Origin of the sequence: Stutzerimonas stutzeri (genome assembly GCF_002890895.1) — a bacterium.
In the GTDB taxonomy this organism is placed as follows: Bacteria; Pseudomonadota; Gammaproteobacteria; order Pseudomonadales; family Pseudomonadaceae; genus Stutzerimonas; species Stutzerimonas stutzeri_AB.
In genome coordinates this window covers 295,200-320,738 of record NZ_POUL01000002.1, presented here as the reverse complement: position 1 = coordinate 320,738, position 25,539 = coordinate 295,200, and the positions used below count along the sequence as shown (strand labels likewise).

General features: G+C 61.0%; 20 protein-coding genes. 5 read left to right on the top strand and 15 right to left on the bottom strand.

All coding sequences use genetic code 11. The features are described from left to right. Positions 1–31: 31 nt before the first annotated feature. From CXK96_RS04395 to CXK96_RS04370, 6 genes are all read right to left on the bottom strand, one after another. Positions 32–1,051 (bottom strand): lysylphosphatidylglycerol synthase domain-containing protein, encoded by a 1,020-nt coding sequence (locus CXK96_RS04395; protein ID WP_102835275.1) that lies wholly within the window; start codon positions 1,049–1,051, stop codon positions 32–34. After that, positions 1,048–2,283 carry a cardiolipin synthase ClsB gene (clsB, locus tag CXK96_RS04390; RefSeq protein ID WP_102835274.1) on the bottom strand — a complete coding sequence of 412 codons (1,236 nt, stop codon included), beginning with the start codon at positions 2,281–2,283 and terminating at the stop codon, positions 1,048–1,050. The genes CXK96_RS04395 and clsB overlap by 4 nt, the downstream gene beginning before the upstream one ends. Next, complete coding sequence (locus tag CXK96_RS04385) at positions 2,280–3,083, bottom strand: endonuclease/exonuclease/phosphatase family protein (RefSeq protein WP_102835273.1); 804 nt, start codon at positions 3,081–3,083, stop codon at positions 2,280–2,282. Before CXK96_RS04385 ends, clsB begins: the two co-directional genes overlap by 4 nt. Next, positions 3,080–3,997: a DUF72 domain-containing protein gene (locus CXK96_RS04380; RefSeq protein WP_102835272.1), complete on the bottom strand. Its 918-nt coding sequence runs from the start codon at positions 3,995–3,997 to the stop codon at positions 3,080–3,082. The genes CXK96_RS04385 and CXK96_RS04380 overlap by 4 nt, the downstream gene beginning before the upstream one ends. A gap of 16 nt (positions 3,998–4,013) precedes the next feature. Next, complete coding sequence (locus CXK96_RS04375) at positions 4,014–5,279, bottom strand: zinc-dependent alcohol dehydrogenase (protein WP_102835271.1); 1,266 nt, start codon at positions 5,277–5,279, stop codon at positions 4,014–4,016. A 306-nt stretch (positions 5,280–5,585) separates the two neighbouring features. After that, positions 5,586–6,506, bottom strand: coding sequence for a LysR family transcriptional regulator (locus CXK96_RS04370; RefSeq protein ID WP_102835270.1), 921 nt, complete (start codon positions 6,504–6,506; stop codon positions 5,586–5,588). Between the two features lie 104 nt (positions 6,507–6,610). On the opposite strand from CXK96_RS04370, the gene CXK96_RS04365 reads away from it, so the two are divergent. Then, positions 6,611–7,426, top strand: a complete 816-nt coding sequence (locus CXK96_RS04365) for a DODA-type extradiol aromatic ring-opening family dioxygenase (RefSeq protein ID WP_102835269.1) — start codon at positions 6,611–6,613, stop codon at positions 7,424–7,426. 32 nt (positions 7,427–7,458) lie between these two features. Continuing rightward, positions 7,459–7,740: a DUF2218 domain-containing protein gene (locus CXK96_RS04360; RefSeq protein WP_102835268.1), complete on the top strand. Its 282-nt coding sequence runs from the start codon at positions 7,459–7,461 to the stop codon at positions 7,738–7,740. A 13-nt stretch (positions 7,741–7,753) separates the two neighbouring features. Here CXK96_RS04360 and CXK96_RS04355 read toward each other — a convergent pair whose 3' ends face one another. The 7 genes from CXK96_RS04355 to glgA form a co-directional block, all read right to left on the bottom strand. Continuing rightward, positions 7,754–8,608: a M23 family metallopeptidase gene (locus CXK96_RS04355; RefSeq protein WP_102835267.1), complete on the bottom strand. Its 855-nt coding sequence runs from the start codon at positions 8,606–8,608 to the stop codon at positions 7,754–7,756. Positions 8,609–8,847: 239 nt separating this feature from the next. After that, positions 8,848–10,998, bottom strand: coding sequence for a glycogen debranching protein GlgX (glgX, locus tag CXK96_RS04350; RefSeq protein WP_102835266.1), 2,151 nt, complete (start codon positions 10,996–10,998; stop codon positions 8,848–8,850). Between the two features lie 105 nt (positions 10,999–11,103). Continuing rightward, positions 11,104–11,499 carry a DUF2934 domain-containing protein gene (locus CXK96_RS04345; protein WP_102835265.1) on the bottom strand — a complete coding sequence of 132 codons (396 nt, stop codon included), beginning with the start codon at positions 11,497–11,499 and terminating at the stop codon, positions 11,104–11,106. Next, a complete protein-coding gene (locus CXK96_RS04340; protein WP_102835264.1) occupies positions 11,496–14,309 on the bottom strand; it encodes a malto-oligosyltrehalose synthase in 2,814 nt (937 codons plus the stop codon). The genes CXK96_RS04345 and CXK96_RS04340 overlap by 4 nt, the downstream gene beginning before the upstream one ends. Next, positions 14,306–16,384: a 4-alpha-glucanotransferase gene (malQ, locus tag CXK96_RS04335; protein WP_102835263.1), complete on the bottom strand. Its 2,079-nt coding sequence runs from the start codon at positions 16,382–16,384 to the stop codon at positions 14,306–14,308. Before malQ ends, CXK96_RS04340 begins: the two co-directional genes overlap by 4 nt. Then, positions 16,384–18,165 carry a malto-oligosyltrehalose trehalohydrolase gene (treZ, locus tag CXK96_RS04330; RefSeq protein ID WP_102835262.1) on the bottom strand — a complete coding sequence of 594 codons (1,782 nt, stop codon included), beginning with the start codon at positions 18,163–18,165 and terminating at the stop codon, positions 16,384–16,386. The genes malQ and treZ overlap by 1 nt, the downstream gene beginning before the upstream one ends. A gap of 12 nt (positions 18,166–18,177) precedes the next feature. Continuing rightward, entirely contained in the window at positions 18,178–19,728 is a 1,551-nt protein-coding gene (gene glgA, locus CXK96_RS04325) for a glycogen synthase GlgA (RefSeq protein WP_102835261.1), read from the bottom strand. 300 nt (positions 19,729–20,028) lie between these two features. Between glgA and CXK96_RS04320 the strand changes: the two genes are divergently transcribed. Further along, on the top strand, positions 20,029–20,529 hold the full coding sequence (locus CXK96_RS04320) for a CinA family protein (RefSeq protein ID WP_102835260.1): 501 nt from the start codon (positions 20,029–20,031) through the stop codon (positions 20,527–20,529). An 88-nt stretch (positions 20,530–20,617) separates the two neighbouring features. Here CXK96_RS04320 and CXK96_RS04315 read toward each other — a convergent pair whose 3' ends face one another. After that, a complete protein-coding gene (locus CXK96_RS04315; RefSeq protein ID WP_234484393.1) occupies positions 20,618–21,625 on the bottom strand; it encodes a mechanosensitive ion channel family protein in 1,008 nt (335 codons plus the stop codon). 295 nt (positions 21,626–21,920) lie between these two features. On the opposite strand from CXK96_RS04315, the gene CXK96_RS04310 reads away from it, so the two are divergent. Continuing rightward, entirely contained in the window at positions 21,921–22,451 is a 531-nt protein-coding gene (locus CXK96_RS04310; RefSeq protein WP_102835259.1) for a ferritin-like domain-containing protein, read from the top strand. Positions 22,452–22,494: 43 nt separating this feature from the next. On the opposite strand, the gene CXK96_RS04305 is transcribed toward CXK96_RS04310, so the two are convergent. Then, entirely contained in the window at positions 22,495–22,776 is a 282-nt protein-coding gene (locus CXK96_RS04305) for a DUF1652 domain-containing protein (RefSeq protein ID WP_102835258.1), read from the bottom strand. 171 nt (positions 22,777–22,947) lie between these two features. Here CXK96_RS04305 and ligD point away from each other — a divergent pair, with 171 nt between their 5' ends. Further along, positions 22,948–25,512 carry a DNA ligase D gene (ligD, locus tag CXK96_RS04300; protein ID WP_102835257.1) on the top strand — a complete coding sequence of 855 codons (2,565 nt, stop codon included), beginning with the start codon at positions 22,948–22,950 and terminating at the stop codon, positions 25,510–25,512. Positions 25,513–25,539: the final 27 nt, after the last annotated feature.

Below are 25,539 nucleotides of genomic sequence, written 5' to 3'. Positions count from 1 at the left end.
GGCAGCGGGCAGGGCAAACTTGGGGTCATTATCAAGTCGCTGTAGACGGGTGCTCCTCCTGCGGGTCTTCGTCGGTTTGCGCCTGGCCACGAGAACGCAGCTTCTTGGCCCGTAGTTCCAGCGCCACGTAAACCATCGTGGCGAACATAAGCGGGATAAGGAAGTAGACCACCCGGTAGCCGATCAACCCGGCCACGATGTTGGCCTGGCTGAGTTCACCGCCGCTGAGCATTGCCACGAACACCGCTTCGATCACCCCCAGCCCGGCCGGTATGTGGGCAATCACGCCCGCTACGCTGCTGATCATCAGAATGCCCAGCACGACGGGATAGGGCACCTGTTGCGACAGCATGAAGTAGACCACCAGCGCCATCAGAGCCCAGTTGCTGGCGCCGAGCAGCATCTGGACCACAGCCAGGCGCAGGCTCGGCAAATAGATCTCGTGCTTGCGGATAGTCCAGTGGCGCCGTTTGGAGAAGCCGCACGCCCAGAGATAGACCGCCGAGACCAGCAGCAGCCCAGCGCCCAGTACACGCAATGCGGTATGACCGATCTCCCAGTCAGCGGGCGGCGTGATCCAGCCCAGGGAAAAGATCAGCCCCGCCAGCCACAAATAGCCGAGCCAGTTGGTCAGCACGCTCATGGTGAACACACGGGTGATCTGCGAGGTGCGCAGGCCAAACCGCGAATAGAGCCGATAGCGCAGCGCGATTCCGCCGACCCAGGCGCTCAGGTTGAGGTTGAAGGCGTAGCAGACAAAGGTCACCGGGAGGATTTGCCGGATTGGCATGTCGTGCTGGGCATAGCGTTTGCCGAGTACGTCGAAACAGCAGTACACCGCATAACTCACCGCGGTGGCTGCGCCAGCCATCCACAGCGTCCTGGCGCTGTAGTTGCGCAGCGTCTGATAGACCTCACTCCAGTTGACGTTGCGGGCAAGCCCGATCAATAGCCCGGCGACCAGAATGAAGAAGCAGTAGGTCAGGATCCGCTTGATCAGCGGCCATCGGCGGCGCCACCCGCTCTGTGGCTGGTGGTGTCGCTCTGTCATTGATGTTCTCGCTGCAAGGGGGCTGGGCTGGGCTCCAGGGGCTCCGGATCGAGCAGCTGCAACCTTGGTTTATGCGCCGGCAACAGGCCCACCCACTGAGGGAAGTGACGCAGGAAGTGGAAAATGATGAAGGCCAGCGGTGCTCGCCACCAGTAACCACGGATGATGCGCTCCAACGGAATGCGGCGGCAGTCCTGTTGCAGCAGTCGGTCCAGGTTCTCGTGCAATTGGCGGTTGAAGCTGTGATCACGAATGATCAGGTTCGCCTCGAGGTTGAGCGACAGGCTCAGGGGATCGAGATTGCTCGAGCCCACTGTGGACCACTCGTAGTCGGCCAGCGCTACCTTGCCATGCAACGGCCGGCGGCAGTATTCATGGATCTCCACGCCGTCGCTCATCAGATAGTTGTAGAGCATGCGCGCGCCGAATTTTGCAATCGGCATGTCCGGTTCGCCCTGCAGAATCAAACGGACCCTGACGCCACGCCGTGCGGCGTTTCGGATTTCCCGCAGCACGCGGTAACCGGGGAAGAAATAAGCGTTGGCGATCAGCAGGCGTGAGCGAGCATCGCGGATCGCCTGCAGATAATGCTGCTCGATGTCGTTGCTGTGGTCGTTGTTGTCGCGGGTCACGAACAGGGCGCGGGCTTCTCCTCGGCTGACGCCGACAAAACCGTTGCTTTGGGTCCGTGATCGCCGATGCCACCAGCGCCGATGCGTAGAGGTGGCCGAAATGTTGGCGAGCGAGAAACGGTGGATATCGTGTACGACCGGGCCTTCGACCCGAAGCGCGTAATCCTGCTTGGCCGCTGGGCCAAAATCGCCGAGATGGTCAGCGGAAAAGTTGATGCCGCCGATGAAGGCCAGATCACCATCCACCACGACAATCTTGCGATGCATGCGGCGGAACACGTTCAGACGCTTGCCCAGTACCCGCTTGCCCGGATCGAATACGTGGACGCGTACGCCGGCCCGCGCCATCGCCGCGGCAAAATCGCCATCCAGGTCAGCCGAGCCATAACCGTCTACGGTCACGTCCACACTGACGCCGCGCTCCGCTGCGGCGATCAGTGTCTGTTGCAGCTCCTGTCCAACCTTGTCTTTGAAAAAGATGAAGGTTTCCAGCAGCACTTCCTTTTCCGCGGCCGCGATGGCCTCGAATACAGCGGGAAAGAATTCCTCGCCGTTTTCAAGCAACTGAAGACGATTCCCGTCTCTCCAGTGAAAATTCATATGTGTATCTCCACCGCCAAGGGCAGATGATCGGACAAGTGTGTCCAGGGTTTGTTACCCAGTATTCTCGGTTTGTGGCTCGTGGCATTTCGCACATAGATCCGGTCCAGCCTCAGCATCGGCCAGCGCGCCGGGAAGGTTTTCGCCACCGTGCCCTGTGATACCGCGAAAACCTCGTGCATACCGGCGCAGCGATCCAGCACCTGCGCACCTTTGAGTCGCCAGTCGTTGAAGTCCCCGGCAACCACCACTGGGGCATCGGCTGGCAGCGAGTCGAGAAGGTCGCAGAGCAGGCGCAATTGCTGCTGACGATGCGCTTCGCGCAAGCCCAGGTGCACGCAGATAGCATGGAACTCGTCATGCCCCGGCACCTGCAGCACGCTGTGCAACAGGCCGCGACGCTCAGGGCCAGCAATGGAAATGTCGAGGTTCTCGTAACGCGTGATGGGAAATTTGGAGAGCAGGGCATTGCCGTGATCGCCGTCCGGGTAGACGGCGTTGCGGCCATAGGCGAAATCGGTCCAGATGCTGTCAGCCAGGAACTCGTACTGCGACATCTTGGGCCAGTCATGAAAGCGCAAGGCATGCTTTTCATGAGTGCCGAGCACTTCCTGCAGAAACACGATATCGGCCGATACCGCCCTGACTGCCTCGCGCAACTCCGGCAGGATGAACCGCCGGTTAAGTGCGGTGAAGCCTTTATGGGTGTTTACGGTCAGCAGGCGGACCGTGCTGACCGCCGTGGACATATGCGCGTCTAGGTCGCGGCTGTCGAGGGGGTGGGACTTGTCCAGATTCACGCCAATGCTCCTTCCAACTGGCCTGGAGTGGTTTCCAGGTCTTTATCCAGTCCGAGCCGGCGCAACAGCTGTCGCGCATCATAGGGCGCCCGGACCTTTACATCGTTATCGAAATAGCAATAAACGGCGCGATGCTTGCGCGCCGGAGGCTTGCTGGAGCTGATCAGATGAGCGTCGTCAGGCTGGCCGCCATTGCTCCAGCGGGTTATGCGCTGGGCCCAGTTATCCAGCGCATCATCGGTGTAGCCGCTGGTGTAGAGCTGTTCGGCCCCGTGAAGGCGGATGTAGACGAAATCACTGGTGAGATCCTCTCGGTATGGCCACTTACCGGCCGTGTCGGCTACAACCAGTGCAACCTTGTATTTGCGCAAAAGCGCTACGAACGCCGGATCGACAAAGCTCTCATTACGTATTTCGACCGCATGGCGAAGGGCGCGTTTGCGGTCAATCTGCAGATAACTGCGCCCCTCCATGCGTGGTTCGCAGCCTTTTGCCATCTCCAACGCCGCAGCCGTGTCATGCGGCAGCAAGCTGAGGAAGGTTTCGAAACGCTCGGGATCGAACTTGAACGATGGCGGGAACTGCCACAGCATCGGGCCGAGCTTGTCCTTGAGCGCAAGAACACCGGAGGCGAGAAAGTTGGCAATGGGCTTCTCGACGTCCCGAAGGCGCAGCACATGGGTGATGTAGCGGGGCGCCTTGACGCTGAAAACGAAGCCCTTGGGTGTCTCGTCATACCAGCCGGCGTAGAGCTCTGGCTTCTGCAGCGAGTAGAACGAGCCGTTGATCTCGATGCTGCTCACGGCGCGCGAGGCGAACTTCAGCTCGTTCTTCTGGACGAGACCCTTGGGATAGAAGTCGCCTCGCCAGGGTGCGTAGCGCCAGCCGGACATGCCTATATGGATGGCTGCCATCGCTTGCTCCTGTGGCCTAACGGGGGTTCTGCATGCTGGTCGGGTCGCTGGCCGGAAAGGTGTCGGCGACGGCCTCGTCGACCAGCGTTTCCTCCGAGCCGTGTACGTTCGAGCCCTCTCGTTGGGGCTTCAGCTCGACCTTGATCCAACCGCCTTCGCGCCGATCGAACGCTTCGAATGCCGCGATGACATCGCTCATCGGCTTGACCTGGGTGAGAATCTTCGTCGGGTCGATGCGCCGCGCCTGGATCATCTCGATCAGCCGGGGGATGTATTTGCGGTGGTGGCAGTTACCCATGTTCATGGTGATGTTCTTGTTCATCGCCATGCCGATGGGAAAGGTCGTGGCATCCGGTGGGTAGACGCCAATGATCGACAAGGTGCCGGCCTTGGCCAAACACTGCACGCCCCATTCGAGCGCCTGGGATGGGGCATCGCCCGGTTGCCACTTGGCGTTCTGGTCGGCATTAGCGCCGTCGGCAGGTTTGCCGCCGCAGCAACCGTGTTCCGCATCGACGCCTACCGCATCGATCACGCGGTCGACGCCAATCCCGCCGGTCAAACGCTTGAGCGTTTCGATCGGATCTTCTCGATTGAAGTCAATGATCTCCGCCCCCTGACGCTGGGCCATGCGCAGACGGTCGTCGTATTGATCGATGGCAAAGATGCGCCCGGCACCCAGCAGTTTGGCGCTGGCAATGGCGAACTGGCCGACCGGACCGCAGCCGAACACCGCTACTGTGTCGCCGGCTTCGATCTCGGCCATCTCCGCGCCGAAATAGCCGGTCGGGAAAATGTCCGAGAGCAAGATTGCCTGGTCATCGCTGATCTCTGGCGGCAGTTTCACCAGCCCGATATTGGCGAAGGGAATGCGCGCCTTTTCGGCTTGCAGTCCATGAAATGGGCCTGTGGCCGCAGGGCCGCCGTAGAACGCAGTGCCTGCTTCCTTGCCGTTTGGATTGGCCACGTCGCACTGGGCGAAATAGCCCGAGCGGCAGTACGAGCAGTTGCCGCAGGCGATAGTCGAGGGAATCACCACGCGGTCGCCGATCTGCAGGTTGCGCACGTCCTCGCCGAGCTCTTCAACGATGCCGACACCCTCATGGCCAAGAATGGTGCCGGGCTTCATGCCGCTGAAGGTGCCGCGCACGAAGTGCAGATCCGTCCCGCAAATGGCAGAGGCGGTGATGCGCACAATGGCGTCGGTCGGGGCTTCGATCTTGGGGTCGGGTACGTCTTCGAGGCGTATGTCGCCGACATCGTGATAGACCACAGCTTTCATGGGCGTCTCCATAAACGGTCCAATCGCGCCTGGCCGGGCATCGATTGGTCTGAATGAATGGTGAGTGACATCCAGCAGATCAGCCGAGCTGGAGCAGCTGGGCTGAAGAGTCCTTGGGCATGCGCCTGCCTGTGCGGGCGGCGCGATCCACGGCACGTTGCTTACGCAATCTGCTCCCTTCATTCGGACTGATAGCGGCTTGCCCGGTTCATCTTTTTTTCCCCTGCAGCGCAGCCGGGGCCGCTCAGTATCGGGAGTTACCGCCTGTTGGAAGAGTGCTGAGGCGAGGCGAAAGGCACGGCCGGGTCAACGAAACGGGTGCTCCCATGGCAGCTCGCCCGCGAACGCTTCGACCAGATAGTCGATCATGGCTCGCACTTTGGCCGGTGGGCGGCGGTCTGGCGGGTAGACGACATGGATCCCGCCGAGGCCCAGCGGTGGCTGATCGAGTTCGATGACTTCCAGCTCACCTCGGCTGAGGGCCGCCGCCACGATGAACTGCGGCTGGTAGATCAGCCCTTGGTCACCCACGGCGGCTGCCACCAGCGCCGCGCCGTTGTTAGCCACCAGGTTTCCCTGAATCGGTACGCGGAATTCTCCCTCGGGTCCGAATGCCCATTCTCGACCGCCCAGCAAGTTCGACAGGCTGTAACCCAGGCAATTGTGCTGCGACAGATCGCTCACTCGCTTCGGCACGCCATGCCGGGCCAGATAGCCGGGCGAGGCGCAGACCTGCATCCGGCAGTCCGTCAGGCGCCTGGCCTGCAACGGGCTGTCGGTCAGGCGGCCAATTCGCACGGCCATGTCCCAGCGCCCATCGATCAGGTCAACCTGGCTGTCGGTCAGCCCCAGTTCGACTTTGACCGCTGGGTGGCGCTGACTGAACTCAGGCATCAAGGGCGCGATGAAACGGGTACCGAACGACAGAGGCACGTTCATGCGCAGCAGGCCTGAGGCTTCGACCCGCTGTGAGGCGACGCTGGCCTCGGCTTCGTCGATTTCCGGGAGGATCCGCAGGCACGCCTCGAGGTAGCTGCTGCCCGCCGCTGTTAGGCTTAGCCGTCGGGTGCTGCGGTGAAAGAGCTTGACCCCAAGGCGTGCTTCCAGCGCATCCACATGCTTGGTCGCCATGGCCGGTGACAAGCCCATATGACGCGCCGCGGCAGACAGGCTGCCAGCACTGGCTGCACGGGCAAACACTCGCATTCCGGTGATTCGGTCGAGCATTGCAGCTCCTACTCTCAGTTGAAACTGTTGATTCAGATTGCCTTGTTCAGCTCAAAACAACCGTAATCCATACTGTGCGTCCGCCCCCTCAGGATCAAGATGCGATGCACAACTACGCCAATATGAGGATGCCCACACTGTTCGTGCCGCACGGTGCCGGGCCGTGCTTCTTCATGGAATGGAACCCAGCCGATGCATGGGATGCGATGGCTGCCTTTCTGAGATCTGTCGCCGCAACGTTGCCGCAGCGCCCTCGTGCGATCGTGCTGATCTCCGGGCATTGGCTGGAGTCCCGCGTCATGGTCACGGCGAACGCACGACCTGAGCTCATCTATGACTACAGCGGATTTCCCGCGCACACCTACGCCTTGGAGTACCCGGCACCAGGCGATCCATCGCTGGCGGCACGGCTGGTCGATTTGCTTGGTGAGGCTGGCATTGCGGCGGGCGAGGACGGGCGACGCGGCTACGACCACGGCACCTTCATCCCACTGAAGCTGATGTTTGCCGAGGCAGACGTGCCGGTGGTGCAGTTGTCGCTGCAGCGCGATCTGGACGCGGCGACCCATCTCGCTATTGGTCGCGCCATCGCCCCGCTGCGTGATGAGGGTGTGTTGATCGTCGGCAGCGGCATGAGCTTTCACAACATGCGTGGCTATGGCGATCCGCGTTTCGCGCCGATTTCGGATGAGTTCGACCACTGGTTGAGCAATGCCGTCAGTGCACCGAGTTCGGATCGTGAGGCGCTGCTGCAAGGATGGGAGCAGGCGCCTTCAGCGAGGCTCTGCCATCCGCCCCGTGGCGAAGAGCACCTTTTGCCGCTGATGGTGGCGGCTGGTGCGGCGGCGGACGGGGCGGGACGCAAGGTATTCACTGATCGCGTCATGCATACGACGCTGTCGGCCTACCAGTTTGACTGATCAATCAGTCCATTTAGCAAAGAGGTCTCTATATGCTCAGCTCTGCCGTACAGATCCAAACATCCGACCCCAGCCGCCTGATCCGCAGGCTCTGCAAACACTGGAGCCACAAGTTCGAGGTGGATTTCGATGACCGACATGGCCATATCACCTTGGGTGAGACTCAGTGCTCGCTGGCGGCTGGAGAACACAGCCTGACCGCTACCTTGCAGACGATGGACGAGGAACAGCTGACGCGGATGGAGGCCGTTGTGGCTGACCACCTGCAGCGCATGTCAGCCGACGAGACGTTCAATTTCGTCTGGCAGCGCTGAAGCGCTATCGCGATCAGTTGTTGCTGGCGAAGTTCGGCAGCGTGCTGACCGGTTGTGAAAAGCGGAAAGGAATCGACAGCATCGAGTCGCCATAAGCTTTTTGCACGACGAAATGCAGGTGCGGGCCGGTGCTACGGCCGGTATTGCCGGACTGCCCAAGCAGCGTGCCGACTTTAACCTGCTGCCCCGCCTTGACCTTCACTGAACCGCGGCTCAGGTGCAGGTATGCGCTGTGCGTGCCGTCGTCGTGCAGGATTCGCACATAGTTGCCGGCCGGGTTGGGCATCCGCCCGTGCTGCCCATCGCGCGCCTTCAACACCGTTCCCGCACGCGCGGCCACGATGGGCGTGCCCTCCGGCATGGCGATATCGACCGCATAACGGCCCTTGGGCGAGGTGTGGCTGTAGTCACCGCCTGCGCCCTGCGAAATGGAGAACGGGCCGCCTTTCCAGGGCAGGGCATAGGCATAACCGCCAACGGAACCCTTTTTGCCCGGCTCAGGTGAGTAGATCAGCGAGTAGCTGAACGAGTGCTGGTACATCAGCGGATAACCGGGTTGGCGTTTGCGCAACGTGGCAACGCGCATACGGGTCCGTGCCGGCACTGTCTTGCGGACCACGCCTTTACCAACGCCGGTGACGTTAACCATGTGCGTCAGGCGCACTACGACTTCGACCGGAACGTCGGTGTCGTTGCGCACGTCCATCGCTTTGCCCGAGCCGATACGGTTGACGAACAGCTTTACGGTGCCTGGTTTGGTGGCGGGCAGCGTCGCATTGCTGATGGTGCCGCCAGCAAGCGAGGGCAGGGCAACAATGGAGCAGCAGGTCAGCAGAACGAAGGAAATGAGCAGCCGAATGAGATGCATAAAGAAGTGATCCGTCACGGAAGGGACACTCTGCCCGCGACTGGCAGGAACAAATCCGTAGGTTCATGAACGCCGCGCTGTGGGTTGGGACTGGAGTCGCTTGGCGGGGTTCAATACCGCACGTCGAGTTCAAACGAACGGTTGAGTGCTGGCGCGGTTGTTGTGCTTCAGAGACAAAAAAAGCCCCGGAGACCGGGGCTTTGAACGCAACTGTTGTCAGGTCGGTGCCTGCTCGCCCGTCATTCCTCTTCCTTGATCAGTTCGAACAGCAACAGCGAGCGGCCGGTGAGGGCGTATTCGTTGTTGAAGTCGAAACGCTCGGACCGGGCGTTGGGGTTGTTGGTATCAATCAGGCGGTTCCAGTAGATGCCTTGAGGCACCTCGGGTAGCGCGAAATTGACCACGTCGTGATGGGAGTTGACGATCAGCAGCAGGGTAGCGTCCGAGCCGGCCTTGCGGATACCGGTCGGCTGCGCTCGACCATCGAGCAGCATGCCCATGCACCGATTGTTGCCGTCTTCCCAGTGCTCAATGGTCATTTCCACGCCGTGTGGCGCCAGCCAGGTGACGTCCTTGATACCCAACTCTTCGTTATAGGCGCCAACGAGAAAGCGTCCACGTCGCAGCATCGGATAGCGCTGACGCAACCGGATCAGCTTGCGCACGAAGCTCTGCAGCGTGCGGCCATCCTCAGAGATATCCCAGTTGACCCAGCCGATTTCGCTGTCCTGGCAGTACGCATTGTTGTTGCCGTTCTGGGTGCGTGCGAACTCGTCACCGGCGACGACCATCGGCGTGCCCTGAGAGAACAGCAGGGTGCCGAAGAAGTTACGCATCTGCCGGAAGCGCAGTTCGTTGATCTCCGGGTCGTCGGTCGGGCCTTCCGTGCCATGGTTCCAAGAGATGTTATTGCTGCTGCCGTCGCGGTTGTCTTCGTCATTGGCCTCGTTGTGCTTGTCGTTGTACGACACGAGGTCATTCAGGGTGAAACCGTCATGTGCAGTGATGAAGTTCACCGAGCTGAACGGGCGGCGGCCACGCTGATTGAACAGGTCGCCAGAACCGGTCAGGCGCGCTGCAAAGTCCGGCAGCTGATCGCCGTCGCCTTTCCAGAACGCCCGCACGGTGTCGCGATACTGGTCGTTCCATTCGGCCCAACCGGGCGGGAAGCCACCGACCTGATAACCGCCGGGGCCACAGTCCCAGGGCTCGGCGATAAGTTTGGTCTTGGCTAGCACCGGGTCCTGACGGCAGGCGACGAGGAACCCGTGGCGTTCGTCATAACCGTCGTGCTCGCGGCCGAGGATGGTCGCCAGGTCGAAGCGGAAGCCATCGACGTGCATCTCTTCAGCCCAGTAGCGCAGGGAGTCGGTCACCATTTGCAGGACACAGGGGTGACTCATGTCCAGCGTGTTGCCGGTGCCGGAATCGTTGATGTAGTAGCGCTTCTGGTCGGGCATCAGCCGGTAGTACGAGGCATTGTCGATGCCGCGCATGGAAAGCGTCGGGCCCAGCTCGTTGCCCTCGGCGGTGTGGTTGTAGACCACGTCGAGGATGACCTCGAGATCCGCGTTGTGCAGGTGGGCGACCATTTCCTTGAATTCGCTGATCTTGCCGCTCGCCAAATATTTCGGGTGCGGTGCGAAGAAGGCGATGCTGTTGTAACCCCAGTAGTTGCTCATCCCTTTTTCGAGCAGATGTTGATCCTGCACGAAGCCGTGGATCGGCAGAAGCTCGATGGAGGACACGCCGAGCTTGCGTACGTAGTCGATCACTTCCGGCGTTTTGAATCCGCCAAAGGTGCCGCGCATGTCCTCGGGCACTGCCGGGTGCTGCATGGTGAACCCACGCACGTGGGTTTCGTAGATGATCGTGCGATCCCAGGGCACCTGTACCGGGCGGTCATGCCCCCAGGTGAAAGCGGGGTCGATGATCTTGGACTTCGGCACAAAGGGCGCACTGTCGCGCTCGTCATAGCTCAGGTCCGCGTCGGCATGGCCAATGGTGTAACCAAACAGCGCCTCGGACCATTTGAGCCCACCGACCAATTGCTTGGCATAGGGGTCGATCAGCAACTTATTCGGGTTGAAGCGGTGTCCGGCATCCGGCGCATAAGGGCCATGCACGCGGTAGCCATAGATCTGCCCTGGATGGGCATCGGGCAGGTAACCGTGCCAGATTTCGTCGGTGTATTCCGGCAGCTCGATCCGCTCGAGTTCGGTTTCGCCATCGGCATCGAACAGACACAACTCAACCTTAGTGGCGTTCGCGGAAAAAATCGCGAAATTGACCCCCAACCCATCCCAAGTGGCGCCAAGCGGGAAGGGCATACCCTCACGGATACGCGAAGGCGTCAGAATCTGAGGCGCCGCAGGCTTTTTTCTACTCATGAAATCTCCGATGGCAACTCTGCCCGTTGGTTGTGCAGGGCGGTGAATGACCACGACTCGCCGGCTCCCAGATGGAGCCGGCTCGGTGGCATGACGCGGTGTCGTTCAGCTGTCTTTCTTGACGCGTGGTGCACGGGGTTTCTTTATGCCGTCAGGTGTGCCCTCGGCTGCGTTGGTTTCCGCTTTGGCTTTGGGGCGTGCAGTCCCCTTGGCCGGTGCGACCGCAGGTTTGGCTGGCTTGACGTCTTTGGGCTCCTTGGCTTCCTTCGCAGGTTTTGCTGCCTTGGTTGCCTTGGCGGGTTTGTCCGCAGGGGTGGCATCCGTTGGTTTTGTGACTGCTTTACGTGTCCGGACTGCAGGCTTTGATTCAGACGTATCGTTTTCCGCTTCGGCCAGCTTGCGGGCCATCTCCCAATGACGTTCGTCCTGCCCGTGCGGGCGGCCTTCCGAAACCCAGATGTCGTAGGCCAGCTCGCGGATGCGCTGCTCTTGTTTAGTCATCGTTCTGATTCTCCTGTTGAACTCATTGTTAGCTGTAAAAGCGCAAAGGGCAGGTGCTGCAAAACCTCGGGCACGCTTAAACCTTCTTGTTTGGGTCTGACTGTCATTCCGTCGAAAAGTCGCTGCATTGCATTACCGCTCAGCGCATCGGGCAATCGGACATGGGTGTCGCCCCAGTGCTCGATCGGAATCTGTGGTGTCTGGCTGTCGCCAAGCAAGCCATAGGCCAGACGCGCGGCGATCACAATCACGCAGTTGCCGTCGAGCTCACGAGCGAAGGCAATCACACTCTCGGCATGCTCGCCTTCGACCTTCAAAGGAAGATAGCGGCCTTCGGTAAACAGGCGCGGGTGGGTCCGACGCAGTTTCAGTATGTTCGCGATCAGCCATTGCTTGATGCGACCGTCCTGCCAGTTCTCCATGAGCTCTGCAGGCTGTGCGTCCAGGCTGAAGGTGGCGCGACGACGGTCGAAATCGACGGGGCGGCGGTTGTCGGGGTCGACCAGACTGAAGTCCCAGTAGTCCGCGCCCTGATAGAGGTCGGGCACGCCCGGCGTGGTCATGCGCAGAAAAGTCTGGGTAAGGCTGTTCAGTGCGCCGGCAGGGGCCAGCTCGGCGGCAGCGGCGGCGATGTCGTCGCGCAGCGTCTTGCACTCGTCCCCCAGAAGCAGGGCGCGCAGATAGTGCTGGCAGGCGCCTTCGTAATCACTGTTCGGATCGGTCCAGGTGCTGCGCAACTTGGCCTCGCGGACGGCCTTTTCCTGCCATTGGATCATCCGCTCGCAGAAGGTTTCCATGGCCGACTTGTCGTCGGTCTTCAGATCCAGCGGCCAGCAGCCGAGCAGCACCTGATACAGCAACATTTCGTCGCCCGCCGAAGGCGCTGGTCCCTCCGGCAGCTCCTGCCGCTGGCCGTAGGCGAGTTGGCGCCAGTGTTTGACTTTGCTAGCGAACCATTCGGCGCGTTCGCTGATCACCGTCATCCGCGCACGGGTGTCTTCGCCGCGTTTGTGATCATGGGTCGCCGTGGTCAGCAGGTTGCGCGGGAAGTGCTCCGCACGTTCAAGGCACTCAGCATGGAAGGTATCGACCGGTGCGCTGAAGGTCTGCGGGTCGAAGCCGACATCGTTGCGCGACAGCAGGGCGCCAGAGCGGTAGCAGGCGGTATCTTCAACGGCCTTGGCGGCAGCAGGCGAGGTCAGCTGCTGGAAGCGGGTACAGGCATAACGGCGAATCCGCCGTGCAGGTCCCGGCGGCAGGGAGCGAAGGTCTTCTCCACCGAGCCAGCGATCAAGCAGATCCAGCAGCGGCCAATCGGCTTCGCCAAGCGTGGTGCGCGCTCCGGACAGCGCCTGTTGAAAGAACGGCTCGTCAGACTCGCGTCTGCCGCGGGCCGCGATGTAGGTGCGGTACACCGGGAAATGCACGATCAGTTCGAGCAGCCCACGGCGGATCGCGCCAAGCGTGATATCGCGGGTCATCACGTCATGGCGCGCGACCTGCAGCAGCGCCTGGGCAACGGTTTCGAAGTCCCCGGCCAGTGGCCCGGTCAGCACCAGTTGTCGCGCCTGCCGTACTTCCTCCATGAAATCGGCGGGGCGCTCGGCGGTTTCGCTCCACAGCGTACACAGCACGGATTTACCGGCCGGGTCATGCTGCAGCAGCGACACCTGGTTCATGAACTCGTAGCCAGTGGTGCCGTCGACGCCCCAGTCATCATGGAGATGTTCGCCTTCAGCGAGAATCTTCTCGACGTAGATCGGCACATGGTCCTGTTCCGCACCCTCGGGGCGCGCGGCATTGAGCCGATCGACACGACGGCGCAGGCGCCGGCAGTAACCACGCGGATTGGCCAGCCCGTCGATGTGATCGATGCGTAAGCCGTCGACCAGCCCTTCGCTGATCAGCTCGAAGATCTTGGCGTGAGTTTCCTCGAACACAATGGGGCGCTCGACACGCAGACCGCCCAGCTCGTTGATGTCGAAGAATCGCCGCCAGTTGATGTCGTCGCCTGCAGTGCGCCAGCTGGCGAGGCGATAGTTCTGCCGCTCGAGCAGACCATGCAGGCGTTTGAAGCCTTCCTCGGTGGTCGAGTCGTAGTGCCTGAGCGCTTGTTCCAGTGTTTGCCGGGTATTGCTGTCCTCCAGCAGGCGGGCCAGGTCTGCACGCAATTCACGTGCGGTCTGATAAGGCGCCGGCTCGGTTTTCAGTGCATCGAAATGCTGCGCCAGGCTACGCAATTCAGGCTGATCGGTCAGGCGCAGGATCTCGCCGTAAGTGGGCGGCGAAATTGGGAAGCGGTGCTCGTAGTGCTCGGCGTAAAAAGCGCCATTTTCGATATCCAGGCGCAGGGGAATCTTGCCTTCCTGCAGCGCATCGCCGTAGTCACTGCCAAGGAAGGGCACCAACAGCTGGCCTTCCAGCAGCGGGTCGGGAGAATTCCACTGGATGTCGAAAAACTGGGCATAGGGGCTGCGGCGCCCCCACTCGAGCACGTCGAGCCACCAGGCGTTGCCGGAGCCGCCAACCGCCATGTGATTGGAGACGATGTCCAGTATCAGGCCCATGCCCTTGGCGCGCAGGGCATCGACCAGTCTTCGCAGTGCTGGCTCACCACCCAGTTCCGGATTGATACGGGTCGGGTCGATGACGTCGTAGCCGTGCATCGAGCCGGGCCGTGCCGTCAGCAGCGGGGACGCGTACAGATGGCTGATACCAAGGTCGGCAAAGTAGTCGACCAGAGCGGTGGCATCGTCGAGGGTGAAGTCACGATGGAACTGCAGTCGCAACGTGGCGCTAAGGTCTCTCATCGATGTTTACTTCCAGTGGCCTGCTTGCGCGCGTTGGAGAGCAGCTCCAGGCGGTGCGAGCAAGCGGGGTCATCAAGCAGGGTGGCGCTGTCGCTGGGGTAGCGTCGGCGCCAGTTCGGATGGGTGTCGATGATGCCGGGCAGGTTCGGTTGTTCGAGCAGGCCCAGGGCGTCCTCGACCGGGAACAGCACCAGCGGAGCCGGCGTGCGGCCGAGGAAGACGGCACAAGCGTCGGCGAGTACGTCTGGATCCGTGAGGTCGCCCTCGATGCTCGGCGCGTATTCACGTAACAGCCTCAGCAGCCCGCCACGCTCGCGTTCGCGTTCCTCAAGCTGTGCGGGGCGTTCGTCCTCGCGGTGCTGGCCGACCTGGATACGCCAGTCGATGTCATGGGCTGTCCACCAGCCCTCGATGGTCGGCAGGTCATGCGTGGTCGACGTGGCGATTGCGCTGTCTGGCCATTCATTGAGTGGCTTGAAAGTGCCGTTGTTGTCGCGTTCGAAAAACAGCACGCGCATTCCCAGCAGCTTGCGTGCCGCCAGCTTGTCGCGCAGCCCTTCGGGCACCGTCCCGAGATCTTCGCCCAGCACCACAGCGTTACGCCGCCAGGCCTCCAGCGTGAGCAGACGCAGCAGGTCGTCAAAGGGGTAATTGAGGTAGGCGCCTTCGGTGGGGCCGGCACCTGCGGGCATCACCCACAGACGCATCAAACCCATTACATGGTCGATGCGTATGCCGCCGGCATGCGCCAGGTTGGCCCGAACCATTTCGATGAACGCGCGATAACCGTGTGCCTTGAGGCCCCATGGGGAGAACGCTGAGATCCCCCAGCTTTGTCCCTGACGATTGATGACATCGGGCGGTGCACCCACGCTCAGCGCTGCCAGCACTTCATCCTGGCGACTCCACGCCTGGCTGCCACCCCCGTCGGCACCCACGGCCAGGTCGCTGATCAGGCCGATCTTCATTCCAGCGCTGCAGGCGGCAATCTGTGCGCGCTCAAGCCCACGGGCGATCAGCCATTGGCAAAAAGCGTAATAGCTGACCTCGGAGGCGTTTTCCTGTGCGAACTGTTCAACGGCGGCGCTTTGGGGCGTGCGGTATTCCTCGGGCCAGTCGCGCCAGTGCTGTGGGAAACCTTCTGGGCCGAGGAGGGATGAGTGCAAGGCCTCGAAGCGACAATGGTTTTCCAGTGCTTCACCGCCTGCTTCGCGAAAACTGTCGAAGTCCGCCTGCTGGGCGTTACCGCCGGTGGCGAAATCCTCGTAGAGCGTGCGCAGCAGGCACTGACGGGCTTGCGAGGCTGCGCTCCAATCGATCAGGTCGAGCGCCTCGAGGCGTTGCAGCTCATCAGCAAGCCCGCAAGACTCGATTGCCATGCGCAGCGGCTTCTCACCCAGTACGGTGCCAGGTGCACTGTGCAGAATGTTGTAGAACAGCCGGCTGGAAGGCGAATACGGGCTGTATTGGCCGCTGTTGCCGGTAAACATCGCGTGCACCGGGCTGATGCCCAGCGCGTCGGCCCCATGTGCAGCTGCATTGCGCGCAATCGCTTCAAGTGCCTGGGTATCGCCGAGCCCGCCATCACCGGGCCGACGCAATCCATAGAGCTGCACCGTAACCCCCCAGGCTCCCGGGCCGGCCACGTCTTCTACGCTAGGGCAGGCGGCAGGGGAGACGGCCAGCGTAAGCTGCTGGTCAGCAATACTCAGCCGGTGATAGCCGGGCGTATCGATGGCCGCAAGACGCGACTGGCTATCCAGGCTTCCGTCCTGCTCGCTCCCGTCTTCGAGGGTCAGGCTGTAAGGTGCCGATGGCTCGAAGTACTGGCTGAGGTCCAGCGGCGCGCCCTGATCCAGCGTCAGCAGCGGCGGCACACTGGCGGCGCCTGAGCCGGCGTCGAGTTTTTCCAGGCTGCGTTCAATCTCCTCGTCGCTGGTGGCTGGCAGCCCCAGCCCGCCGAGCACGGCACGCAAGACCTCCGGTTTGACCCGTTGATCCTTGCCATCCGCATCAACCCATTCGATGGACAGGCCAGCCGCCTTGGCCAGGCGGTTCAGTCGTTCATCGCTCATTAAGACACTCCTGCTGATTCGAGCAAATACATCCTGGCGGTGCGCGCAGGTAATGTGTCGGTGCCGCCTGAATCGCCTTCACGGCTGCTGTGCAGCAAGCGCGCAGTCGAGGCAGGGGGCGTAACGGCAAGGTCGTTGCCACTCAAGTTGAGCTCCAGGCGCAACTCGCTGCGGTCACCCAGTTGCCAGCGAGCCAAGGCCGCGCTTTCGCCCAGGGCCTCAGCGCCGAGGAATTGCGAGCCTTCCAGCCGCGGCACGATTTCGGCGTGGCGAAGCTGCAGCAGATGGCGGTACAGGCTCAGCCATTCGGCGTGCTCAGGCTCGTCGCGCTTGCTGAAGTCAGGTTTGGAAGCCTCATACGTCTCGACTGCGTTTGGGTCGGGGATGCGCTCACGGGTGTGCTCGTCGGCGAACTCGGCAAATTCCGCGAATTCACCACGGCGACCCTCACGCACGGCGTCGGCCAGCTCGCCGTGATGGCTGGTGAAGAACAGGAAGGGCTCGCGCGCGCCCCATTCCTCGCCCATGAACAGCAGTGGCACCATGGGCGAAAGCAGCAGTACGGTCGTCGCCGCTTTCAGTGCTTCGGGTGGCGCCAGGTTGATCAGCCGGTCGCCGAAAGCACGGTTACCGGTTTGGTCGTGGTTCTGCAAAAACAGGACGAAGGCGGTCGGGGAGAGGTGACCGCTGGGCTCGCCGCGCGATTCACCACGGCGATTCTCATGCCCTTGATAGACGAAGCCTTGACCGAGAAAACGCACCAGTTTGCTGGTCGAGTCGCTGTGGTAATCGCCGTAGTAGCCCTGGCTCTCATCGGTGAGCAGGGTGTGCAGCACGTTATGACCGTCGTCGTTCCACTGGGCGGTGAAGTCATCGGAGAGCAGGCTGGAAAGGTTGTGTTCGTTCTCCAGCACCAGATGCACATGGCGACCGGGCTCAACCTCCGCACGCACGCGTTCGGCCAATTCGGGCAGGAAGGTCGGGTCTGGAATCGCGTGGACAGCGTCCATGCGCAGCCCGTCGAAACGGTAGTCCATCAGCCACATCAGGGCGTTATCGATGAAGAAATCGCGCACTTCGCGACGACGGAAATCGATGCCGTCTCCCCAGGGCGTCTGCTGGTCGTGACGGAAGAAGTGCTTGGCGTAGCTGTGCAGGTAATTACCGTCCGGCCCGAAGTGGTTGTAGACCACATCGATGAACACCATCAGCCCCAGACCATGGGCGGTGTCGATCAGGTGCTTGAGCTGATCAGGTGTGCCGTAGGAAGCTTCCGGCGCGTAGAGCAGAACGCCGTCGTAGCCCCAGTTGCGGTCGCCGGGAAATTCGGCGAGCGGCATCAACTCGATCGCAGTCACGCCGAGATCCGCCAGCGCCTGAAGACGCTGTTCGATCTGCGCATAGCCTCCGTAACTGCCAACGTGCAGTTCGTAGAGCACGGTTTCGTGCCAGGGGCGGCCTGGCCAATCCGCGTTGCGCCACGTATAGGCTGCAGGATCGACGACTACGCTCGGGTCGTGCACATCGGCAGACTGTGCCCGGGACGCGGGGTCGGGCACCTGAAGTTCATCGTCGATGAGGAAACTGTACTGCGTGCCGGCGCCGACATCTGCCTCGATGCTGTACCAGCCGTCTTTACCTTCCTGCATTGGCAGCGTAGCGCCGCCAATGATCACCAGGCTGACGCTTTGCGCGTCCGGTGCCCAGAGCCTGAACCGGGTACGGGATTCTTCCAGTAACACCGGTCCGTGTTGCCCGTTGCGGGCAGGCCTATTCTGCATTGATCAACCTCGTTAGATAGTGGCACTGACCTCGCGTCGTCCGCCCAGCAGGCGTTGGTACAACCGGTCATAGGGTTCGATCGCATGACTCCAGAAAAATCCCCCACTCATGGCACGGCAGCGCATTGCATTGAGTAATTGGGCGTTCTGATGCACCGACAGGGCGCGTTCGACTGCGCCGCGATAGCTGTCCACGGTGGCTTCGCCGAAGAGGAACCCGGTAACGCCGTCGTCGATGCTGTCCGCCAGGCCACCCGTGCGGTGGGCTATCGGCAATGACGCGAAGCGCTGTGCGTACATCTGGCTCAGGCCGCAGGGCTCGTAGCGCGATGGCATGAGCAGGAAGTCACTGCCGGCAAACAGGCGCCGGGCGTCGGTTTCGTTGAAGCCGATATGCGCACCGACACGGCCGGGGAAACGCTCGACCAGGCGGCGAACCTCGTCTTCGATGTGTGGCTCGCCACGACCCAGGATGGCCAGCTGGCCGCCGCGTTCTACAATGGTTTCGGCAACCGCGATGGTCAGGTCGATGCCTTTCTGGTGCACCAGGCGAGACACCACCGAGAACAGCGGGCCATCACCTGCGTCCAGCTCGAACAGTTCGCGCACGTGCGCCGCGTTGGCCTGTTTGCCGGACCAATCGTTCGGGCCGAACGGGCTGACCAGATGAGAACAGCTGCGCGGCTCCCAGCTTTCTTCGATGCCGTTGAGCAAGCCGCTGAGCAGGCCTTGGCGTGCCTTCATGCTGAGGAAACCTTCCATGCCGCAACCGAATTCCGGCGTGGTGATTTCCTCCGCATAGGTCGCGCTGACGGTGGTCACATGGTTTGCATAGGCGATGCCGGCTTTGAGCAGCGACAGCGAGCCATAAAACTCCATGCGCTCGGGACCACAGCCTTCCAGAGGAATGGCCAGCGAGCGACGCAGGCTCATATCGATGTTGCCCTGGTACGCCAGGTTGTGAATGGTGAAAACGCTCGGCGTGGTAAGCCCGCGCCAGTGCATGTAGGCAGGTGTCAGGCCGGTCGGCCAGTCATGGGCGTGGACCAGATCAGGTGTCCAACGAATGCCCGCCGTGCCGTCGGCAATATCGGTCGCTGCCATGCAGAGACGGGCAAAGCGCACCGGGTTATCCGGCCAGTCCTGGCCATGCTCATCTCCATACGGCAGGCCGTCACGCTCGTAGAGTTCCGGGCAGATCACCACGTAGATGATCAGGCCGTCAGGCATGTCCAGCCGGCCAATGCGGCTCGGCGGCAGGTCAGCGTGGGAGATTACGCTGCCGACAATTCGTATCGGTTCGCCGCACTGCATCACCTGGGTATAGCCGGGGATGAGCACGCGCACGTCGTGTAGATCACTCAGGGCTCGGGGGAGGGCTGCAGACACATCGGCCAGGCCGCCGGTCTTGACCAGATCGGTCAACTCGGACGTCACGAAAAGTATTTTCTTCTTGTCGTCCTGCGTGCTGCGCAATTGCAGCAGGGGTCGGTCTGCTGGCGGTGCCAGGCGTTGTGCGATATTCAAGCTGACAGGCCGGGCGTTCACAGCAGCAATACTCATAATTTACCTCTCCCCAAGCGGCCGGCCTCTTTGCCAAGCCTGCTACAAGCACGTTTCTTCCATGCAGCACCACCGGGGCGCCGCAAACCATGAGCACGACAAAGCTGAATTTTCTGTATTGAGGCCGCGTGAGGAGCGGCGTAGAGCTGCGTTGGCCCTACCCTGAAACAAGACCGGCACGCCGTGAAATAGTTCTCGCCTTTAGGCGGAATACTGAAGCTTGGAACTTTGCCCCTGAGTATTGCCTCGGAAAGTTGACTCAAGTCAGCTTTTTTCAAGACGAAAGCCGGAGTCAAGACCATGCAAGACCTTGCTGAAATCGTGCGGTTTCTTCGTGACAAACAGATGATGTTGACCACTGCGGAATCCTGCACCTGTGGCCTGATGGCCTCCCTGTTAGGCGACATCCCGGGCTGTGGCAGAGCGCTCGACAGCGGATTCGTTGTCTACTCGCCAAAGGCGAAGAACCAGCTGCTGCACGTCAGTTTCGAAACCATCGAAACCTTTGGCCTTACCAGCGAAGAGGTCGCCACCGAAATGGCCATCGGCGCGCTGAACGCCAGCGTTGCCGATATCGCCATTGCAAACACCGGTGTGGCCGACGACAGCGGAGAGGATGCCGGCGGTACACAGTGTTACGCCTTTGCACTGATGCAAGGGGAGCGCCAAGTAAGCATCAGCGAGACCGTTCAGTTCGAAGGTGATCGCGTGGCCATTCGTAAACAGGCAGCTCGCTACGGGCTAGAGCAGTTGCCGAGCAAATACGAACAGCTGGTACGTAAACTGCGCGAGCGCGAATGAATTCGCGGTGACTGCGTCCGCGCACCGACAGACGACAGTTCGCAACGTAACGCCCCATATTGCAGCACAGCCGGCATGACTCCTGTGGTCACACCGGCGGCTGACGTTCGGGCTCGATATGGTCGGGAACGGAATGTTCGACATTTGGCTTCCGGCCCACGTTGAGATCCGCGCGCAGCTGCGGCAAGCAGCCGGGATACTCGCGCTGGATGAAGTTGATCAACGCCTCGCGCAGGTGGCAGCGCAGGTCCCAGGCGCGCGATGAATCTGGCGAACTGACCAGCACCCGCACCTGAATTGACTTCTCGCTGGTATCGGTTACCTGCAGCACGATCACGCGCCCGTCCCATAACTCAGGCACCTCACGGCAAAGGCGGCGCAGCTCCTCGCGCACGGGCTCCAGTGGCAGCGAGTAATCGACCCAAAGAAACACTGAGCCGATGATGCTGGAATTACGGCGTGTCCAATTCTGGAAGGGCTTCTCGATAAAATACTGCAGAGGAACCACCAGCCTGCGGTCATCCCAGATCCGCACCACCACGTAGGTGCCGGTTATTTCCTCGATCCGCCCCCACTCGTCTTCGACGATCACCACGTCATCCAGACGAATTGGCTGGGTGATTGCGATCTGTATACCGGCAATCAGGTTGGCCAGCACCGGGCGCGCAGCGAAGCCGACGGCCAGACCGGCGAGACCCGCCGAGGCCAGCAGACTGGCGCCGAACTGGCGAGCACCCGGAAACGTCATGAGCATTCCGGCGGCACCGATCAAGAGGATGAAGAAGCTCAGCGTCCGCAACAGCACCCGCGATTGCGTCTGGATCTGGCGCGCACGCAGGTTGTCGCTGACGTCGACGGGGTTTCTAAGCCGCACGGCCTGTTCAAGGCCGCGCATCAGTCGCATGGCCAGCCAGGTAAAGCAGGCAATCATGACCAATGCAGTAAGGCGTCGAGCGAGACTGATCAAGGCCAGGTCGTCACTGGCCGCCGCCAGCACAGCTTGCAGGCCCAGCAGCGGCAGCAAGACGCGGATGGGCTTTTCCAGCTGCTCCGAGACGGCTTTGGTAAGCAGAAATCCGCGGCCAAGTCGCAGCATCACGGCCGTCAGCACTCGGCTGAATACACTGAGCAAGACCACGACAAAGGCGGAGGCCAGAAGCGTGCGTAGCGCCGGCTCGGTGATGTAGTTTTCCCACTGGAGGAGGGGATCTAGAAATTCGATGAGGTCAGCTCCGTCTAATCCGTTGCATGAGGGACTGGTTGTCCTATGCAAAGTTCATGGCAGTGCAGCCAGTCGGGTCCGCGGAACCTTGCTGGCCTGCCATCTCTCACACATAACAAGAGGGCAGCGGTAACGCCCTGATGGCTATCCAAACCAGTGGGAGAGAAACATGCAAAGCGCTCAGACGGGAAATGACGTCCGCATTGAACGATTGATTGAATGGCTTCGCGACGCGCATGCCATGGAAGCGCAGGCTGAAACCATGCTCAACAAGCAGGCCAGCCGCATCGAGCATTATCCGCAGCTCAAGGCGCGGATCGAGCAGCACATTACCGAAACGCAAAACCAGGCGAAGCTGATCGAGAGCTGCCTGCAGCGTTACGACAAGTCCTACTCAGGTTTCAAGGACCTGGGCGGCAAGATGATGGCGATGGGGCAGGCCATGGGCGGGATGATGGTCAATGACGAAATTGTCAAAGGCGCGCAGATGGGCTACGTCTTCGAGAACCTTGAGATCGCCTCATACGAGATCCTCATTGCTGCAGCCAAGGCGGTTGGCGACACCGAAACCGCTGACATCTGCACACGCATCCTCGGTGAGGAAGTCGCAATGGCCGAGTGGATGCGCAGCCACCTGGCCGAGCTGACCCAGGCCTATCTGACCCGAGCTGCCGAACCGCATACCGAAGCGAAGCGCTGATAGAGCACGCCACCCTGGTTGTCGGTGATGCGATGCCGAATGGCTAGCCGCCGACAACCTTGGCGACATCCGCAGCGACCGGCATGCCACTGCGCGTCGCGTAGAGCTCAAAGCGCAGTTCCTGCGCCAGGCGGACAAGGTTTGCGGCGTCCCGGCATTGATCGTCGGTTATGCCGAACACGGTGAGTTCCTCACCGTCAGCGGTGTCTTCATAGAGCCGCACGGTGAGATGACTGTCTTCCTGCGCATGGCAATCACAGCGGAAAGGGTGGAGATAGTCGCGAAGGATGTTCTCTATGGTGGGCAGAGGTAGACGTGTACCCATGATCCTTCCTCCCATCGATGTCCGCATGTGGGTGGCTTGCGCCGAGGTGGCGCAGCCTAGGTTTTTCAACTTCTACAAACGCTAGCAGGCCTTGCCGAGATGTAAACACCCTAGCGCAACCGCTTGGCAGAAGGCGCGCAGCTTGATCAAAACGATAATGGAGTCGCTGCCATGGCCTTGGACGAATACAACCGAAAGCGCGACTTCACCGCGACCCCCGAGCCCGGCGGCGAGAACGGTACTGGCAAACGCCGCAAAGCCCATGCGCTGCAGTACTGCATCCAGAAGCACGACGCGACTCGGCTGCACTATGACTTCCGACTGGAACTCGACGGGACGCTGAAAAGTTGGGCTGTTCCCAAGGGGCCGTCGCTCGACCCGAAATCCCGCCGTCTGGCCGTTCATGTCGAAGATCATCCTCTGGAATACGCAACGTTCGAAGGCAGTATCCCGAAAGGACACTACGGCGCCGGCGATGTCATCGTCTGGGATCGTGGTGTCTGGGTTCCGGAGGGAGATCCGCAAGAGGGTTATCGCAAAGGCAAGCTCAAGTTCAGCCTTGAAGGGGAAAAACTCAGCGGTACCTGGAATCTGGTTCGTACCCGTATGGCGGGGGGGAAGGAACAGTGGTTTCTGATCAAATCCAATGATGATGCGGCCAGGCCAGAGAGCGATTACAACATCGTCGAAGAGCAGCCAAACAGTGTGCTGAGCGATCGAACCCTGATTCCTCGCAAGCGAGGTAAAGCCAAGCCCCCGGCGGCAACCAAAGCCGTCAAGACGCCTGCTCGTCGGCGCAGCCGCAAGGATGAACCAAACGCGACGCTGTCCGGCGCTAAACAGGCCCCGTTACCGGAAAGCTTGAAACCGCAGCTCGCTACGCTGGTTGAGTCGGTGCCTGATGGTGACTGGCGCTATGAAATCAAATTCGACGGGTATCGCATCATGGCGCGCATCGAGTCTGGCAAGGTCCAGCTCTTCACGCGTAACGGCCATGACTGGACGCACAAGATGCCACAGCAAGCCGAAGCGCTGGCCGGGCTGGGTCTGGAGTCCGCCTGGCTCGATGGCGAAGTAGTAGTGCCCGATGAAGACGGCACGCCGGATTTCCAGGCACTGCAAAACGCCTTCGAAGCTGGGCGCAGCGGCAGCATCATCTATTACCTGTTCGACATGCCCTATCTGAATGGCATGGACCTGCGCGAGGTTGCGTTGGAGGAACGCCGGGTTGCCGTGAATCAAGTACTGGATGCTGACGAGAGCGAGTTGCTGCGTTATTCCGCTGACTTTACGGATCAGCCAGAGAGCATGCTTGAAAGCGCATGCCAGATGAAGCTTGAAGGGCTGATCGGCAAGCGTGCAGGTAGCACCTATGTTTCCCGGCGCAGCAACAGCTGGGTCAAGATCAAGTGCAAGAATCGGCAGGAGTTCGTCATCGTCGGCTTCACCGACCCCAAGGGCGCTCGCAGCGGCTTCGGCGCGCTCCTGTTGGGCCTTCACGATGAGCAAGGTCGGTTGCTGTACGCCGGTAAGGTGGGCACAGGCTTCAACCACGCCACGCTGGAAAGCTTGCACGCCAAGCTCAAGCCGCTAGAGCTCGATAAAAGTCCGTTAGCCAAAGCACCGCCCGCCGCCGATGTTCGCGGCGCGCACTGGCTAAAGCCGGAGCTGATGTGCGAGGTCGCCTATGCAGAAATGACCCGCCAAGGCGTGGTTCGCCATTCTGTATTTCATGGCCTGCGCTCGGATAAACCGGCCAAAGCCATCACCCATGAACGCGCAGCGAAAGCGGCCAAGGCACCCGGCACCGCGAAGCCTAAAAAAAGCAACCCGGCCCCGAGTACGGCGGGTGGCAGAATCAAGATTTCCAATCCTGAACGCATCATCGACAAGTCGATCGGTGCGACCAAGATGGAGTTGGCGCGCTTCTATGCCGAGGTCGCGCCTTGGGCGTTGCCGCACCTGACGCAGCGTCCGCTTGCGTTGGTCCGCGCTCCAGAGGGAATCGACGGCGAGCTGTTTTTTCAGAAGCACACCGAGAAGCTGAGCATCCCGCATATCACTCAACTGGACACTTCGCTGTTTCCCAACCATGCAGCCTTGATGACCATCGACACTGCTGAAGCGCTCACCAGCGCAGCGCAGATGGGCACGATAGAACTGCACACCTGGAATGCCGTGGCGCCGGTGCTCGATCACCCAGATCGCTTCGTGCTCGATCTCGATCCTGACCCCGCGCTGCCCTGGAAGCGCATGGTCGAAGCCACTCAGCTGACTCAAACTCTGCTTGATGAAATCGGACTGCAGTCCTACCTGAAAACCAGCGGTGGTAAGGGTTTGCACATCATGGTGCCGCTAAAACCGATACACAGCTGGACAGAAGTAAAAGCGCTCAGCCAGGCGATTGCCCAGTACATGGCGAAATTGATGCCCCAGCATTTTTCTGCAGTGAGCGGGCCGAAGAATCGAGTCGGGCGCATCTTTATCGACTACCTGCGTAACAGTAAGGGCGCGAGCACCGTCGCGGCTTATTCAGTGCGGGCACGCGAGGGGCTCGCTGTCTCTGTGCCTATCCATCGATATGAACTGGCCGATCTCAAAGGCGCCAACGTCTGGACCATCCGCAACCTCATTCCGCGTTTGGAAGAGCAGGGCGATGACGACCCGTGGGCAGGCATCGACGAGGCGGACCAGCAAATCACCGATGAGATGCGTGACCGAATAGCCATGAAATGACCGAAACGGGCTGGCCGCGCCCTTGAT

Excerpts from the sequence above, each read along its gene's own strand:
- CXK96_RS04395 (WP_102835275.1), bottom strand. The coding sequence starts at position 1,051 with ATGACAGAGCGACACCACCAGCCACAGAGCGGGTGGCGCCGCCGATGG.
- clsB (WP_102835274.1), bottom strand. The coding sequence starts at position 2,283 with ATGAATTTTCACTGGAGAGACGGGAATCGTCTTCAGTTGCTTGAAAAC.
- CXK96_RS04380 (WP_102835272.1), bottom strand. The coding sequence starts at position 3,997 with ATGGCAGCCATCCATATAGGCATGTCCGGCTGGCGCTACGCACCCTGG.
- CXK96_RS04375 (WP_102835271.1), bottom strand. The coding sequence starts at position 5,279 with ATGAAAGCTGTGGTCTATCACGATGTCGGCGACATACGCCTCGAAGAC.
- CXK96_RS04370 (WP_102835270.1), bottom strand. The coding sequence starts at position 6,506 with ATGCTCGACCGAATCACCGGAATGCGAGTGTTTGCCCGTGCAGCCAGT.
- CXK96_RS04365 (WP_102835269.1), top strand. The coding sequence starts at position 6,611 with ATGCACAACTACGCCAATATGAGGATGCCCACACTGTTCGTGCCGCAC.
- CXK96_RS04360 (WP_102835268.1), top strand. The coding sequence starts at position 7,459 with ATGCTCAGCTCTGCCGTACAGATCCAAACATCCGACCCCAGCCGCCTG.
- CXK96_RS04355 (WP_102835267.1), bottom strand. The coding sequence starts at position 8,608 with ATGCATCTCATTCGGCTGCTCATTTCCTTCGTTCTGCTGACCTGCTGC.
- glgX (WP_102835266.1), bottom strand. The coding sequence starts at position 10,998 with ATGAGTAGAAAAAAGCCTGCGGCGCCTCAGATTCTGACGCCTTCGCGT.
- CXK96_RS04345 (WP_102835265.1), bottom strand. The coding sequence starts at position 11,499 with ATGACTAAACAAGAGCAGCGCATCCGCGAGCTGGCCTACGACATCTGG.
- CXK96_RS04340 (WP_102835264.1), bottom strand. The coding sequence starts at position 14,309 with ATGAGAGACCTTAGCGCCACGTTGCGACTGCAGTTCCATCGTGACTTC.
- malQ (WP_102835263.1), bottom strand. The coding sequence starts at position 16,384 with ATGAGCGATGAACGACTGAACCGCCTGGCCAAGGCGGCTGGCCTGTCC.
- treZ (WP_102835262.1), bottom strand. The coding sequence starts at position 18,165 with ATGCAGAATAGGCCTGCCCGCAACGGGCAACACGGACCGGTGTTACTG.
- glgA (WP_102835261.1), bottom strand. The coding sequence starts at position 19,728 with ATGAGTATTGCTGCTGTGAACGCCCGGCCTGTCAGCTTGAATATCGCA.
- CXK96_RS04320 (WP_102835260.1), top strand. The coding sequence starts at position 20,029 with ATGCAAGACCTTGCTGAAATCGTGCGGTTTCTTCGTGACAAACAGATG.
- CXK96_RS04315 (WP_234484393.1), bottom strand. The coding sequence starts at position 21,625 with ATGCTGCGACTTGGCCGCGGATTTCTGCTTACCAAAGCCGTCTCGGAG.
- CXK96_RS04310 (WP_102835259.1), top strand. The coding sequence starts at position 21,921 with ATGCAAAGCGCTCAGACGGGAAATGACGTCCGCATTGAACGATTGATT.
- CXK96_RS04305 (WP_102835258.1), bottom strand. The coding sequence starts at position 22,776 with ATGGGTACACGTCTACCTCTGCCCACCATAGAGAACATCCTTCGCGAC.
- ligD (WP_102835257.1), top strand. The coding sequence starts at position 22,948 with ATGGCCTTGGACGAATACAACCGAAAGCGCGACTTCACCGCGACCCCC.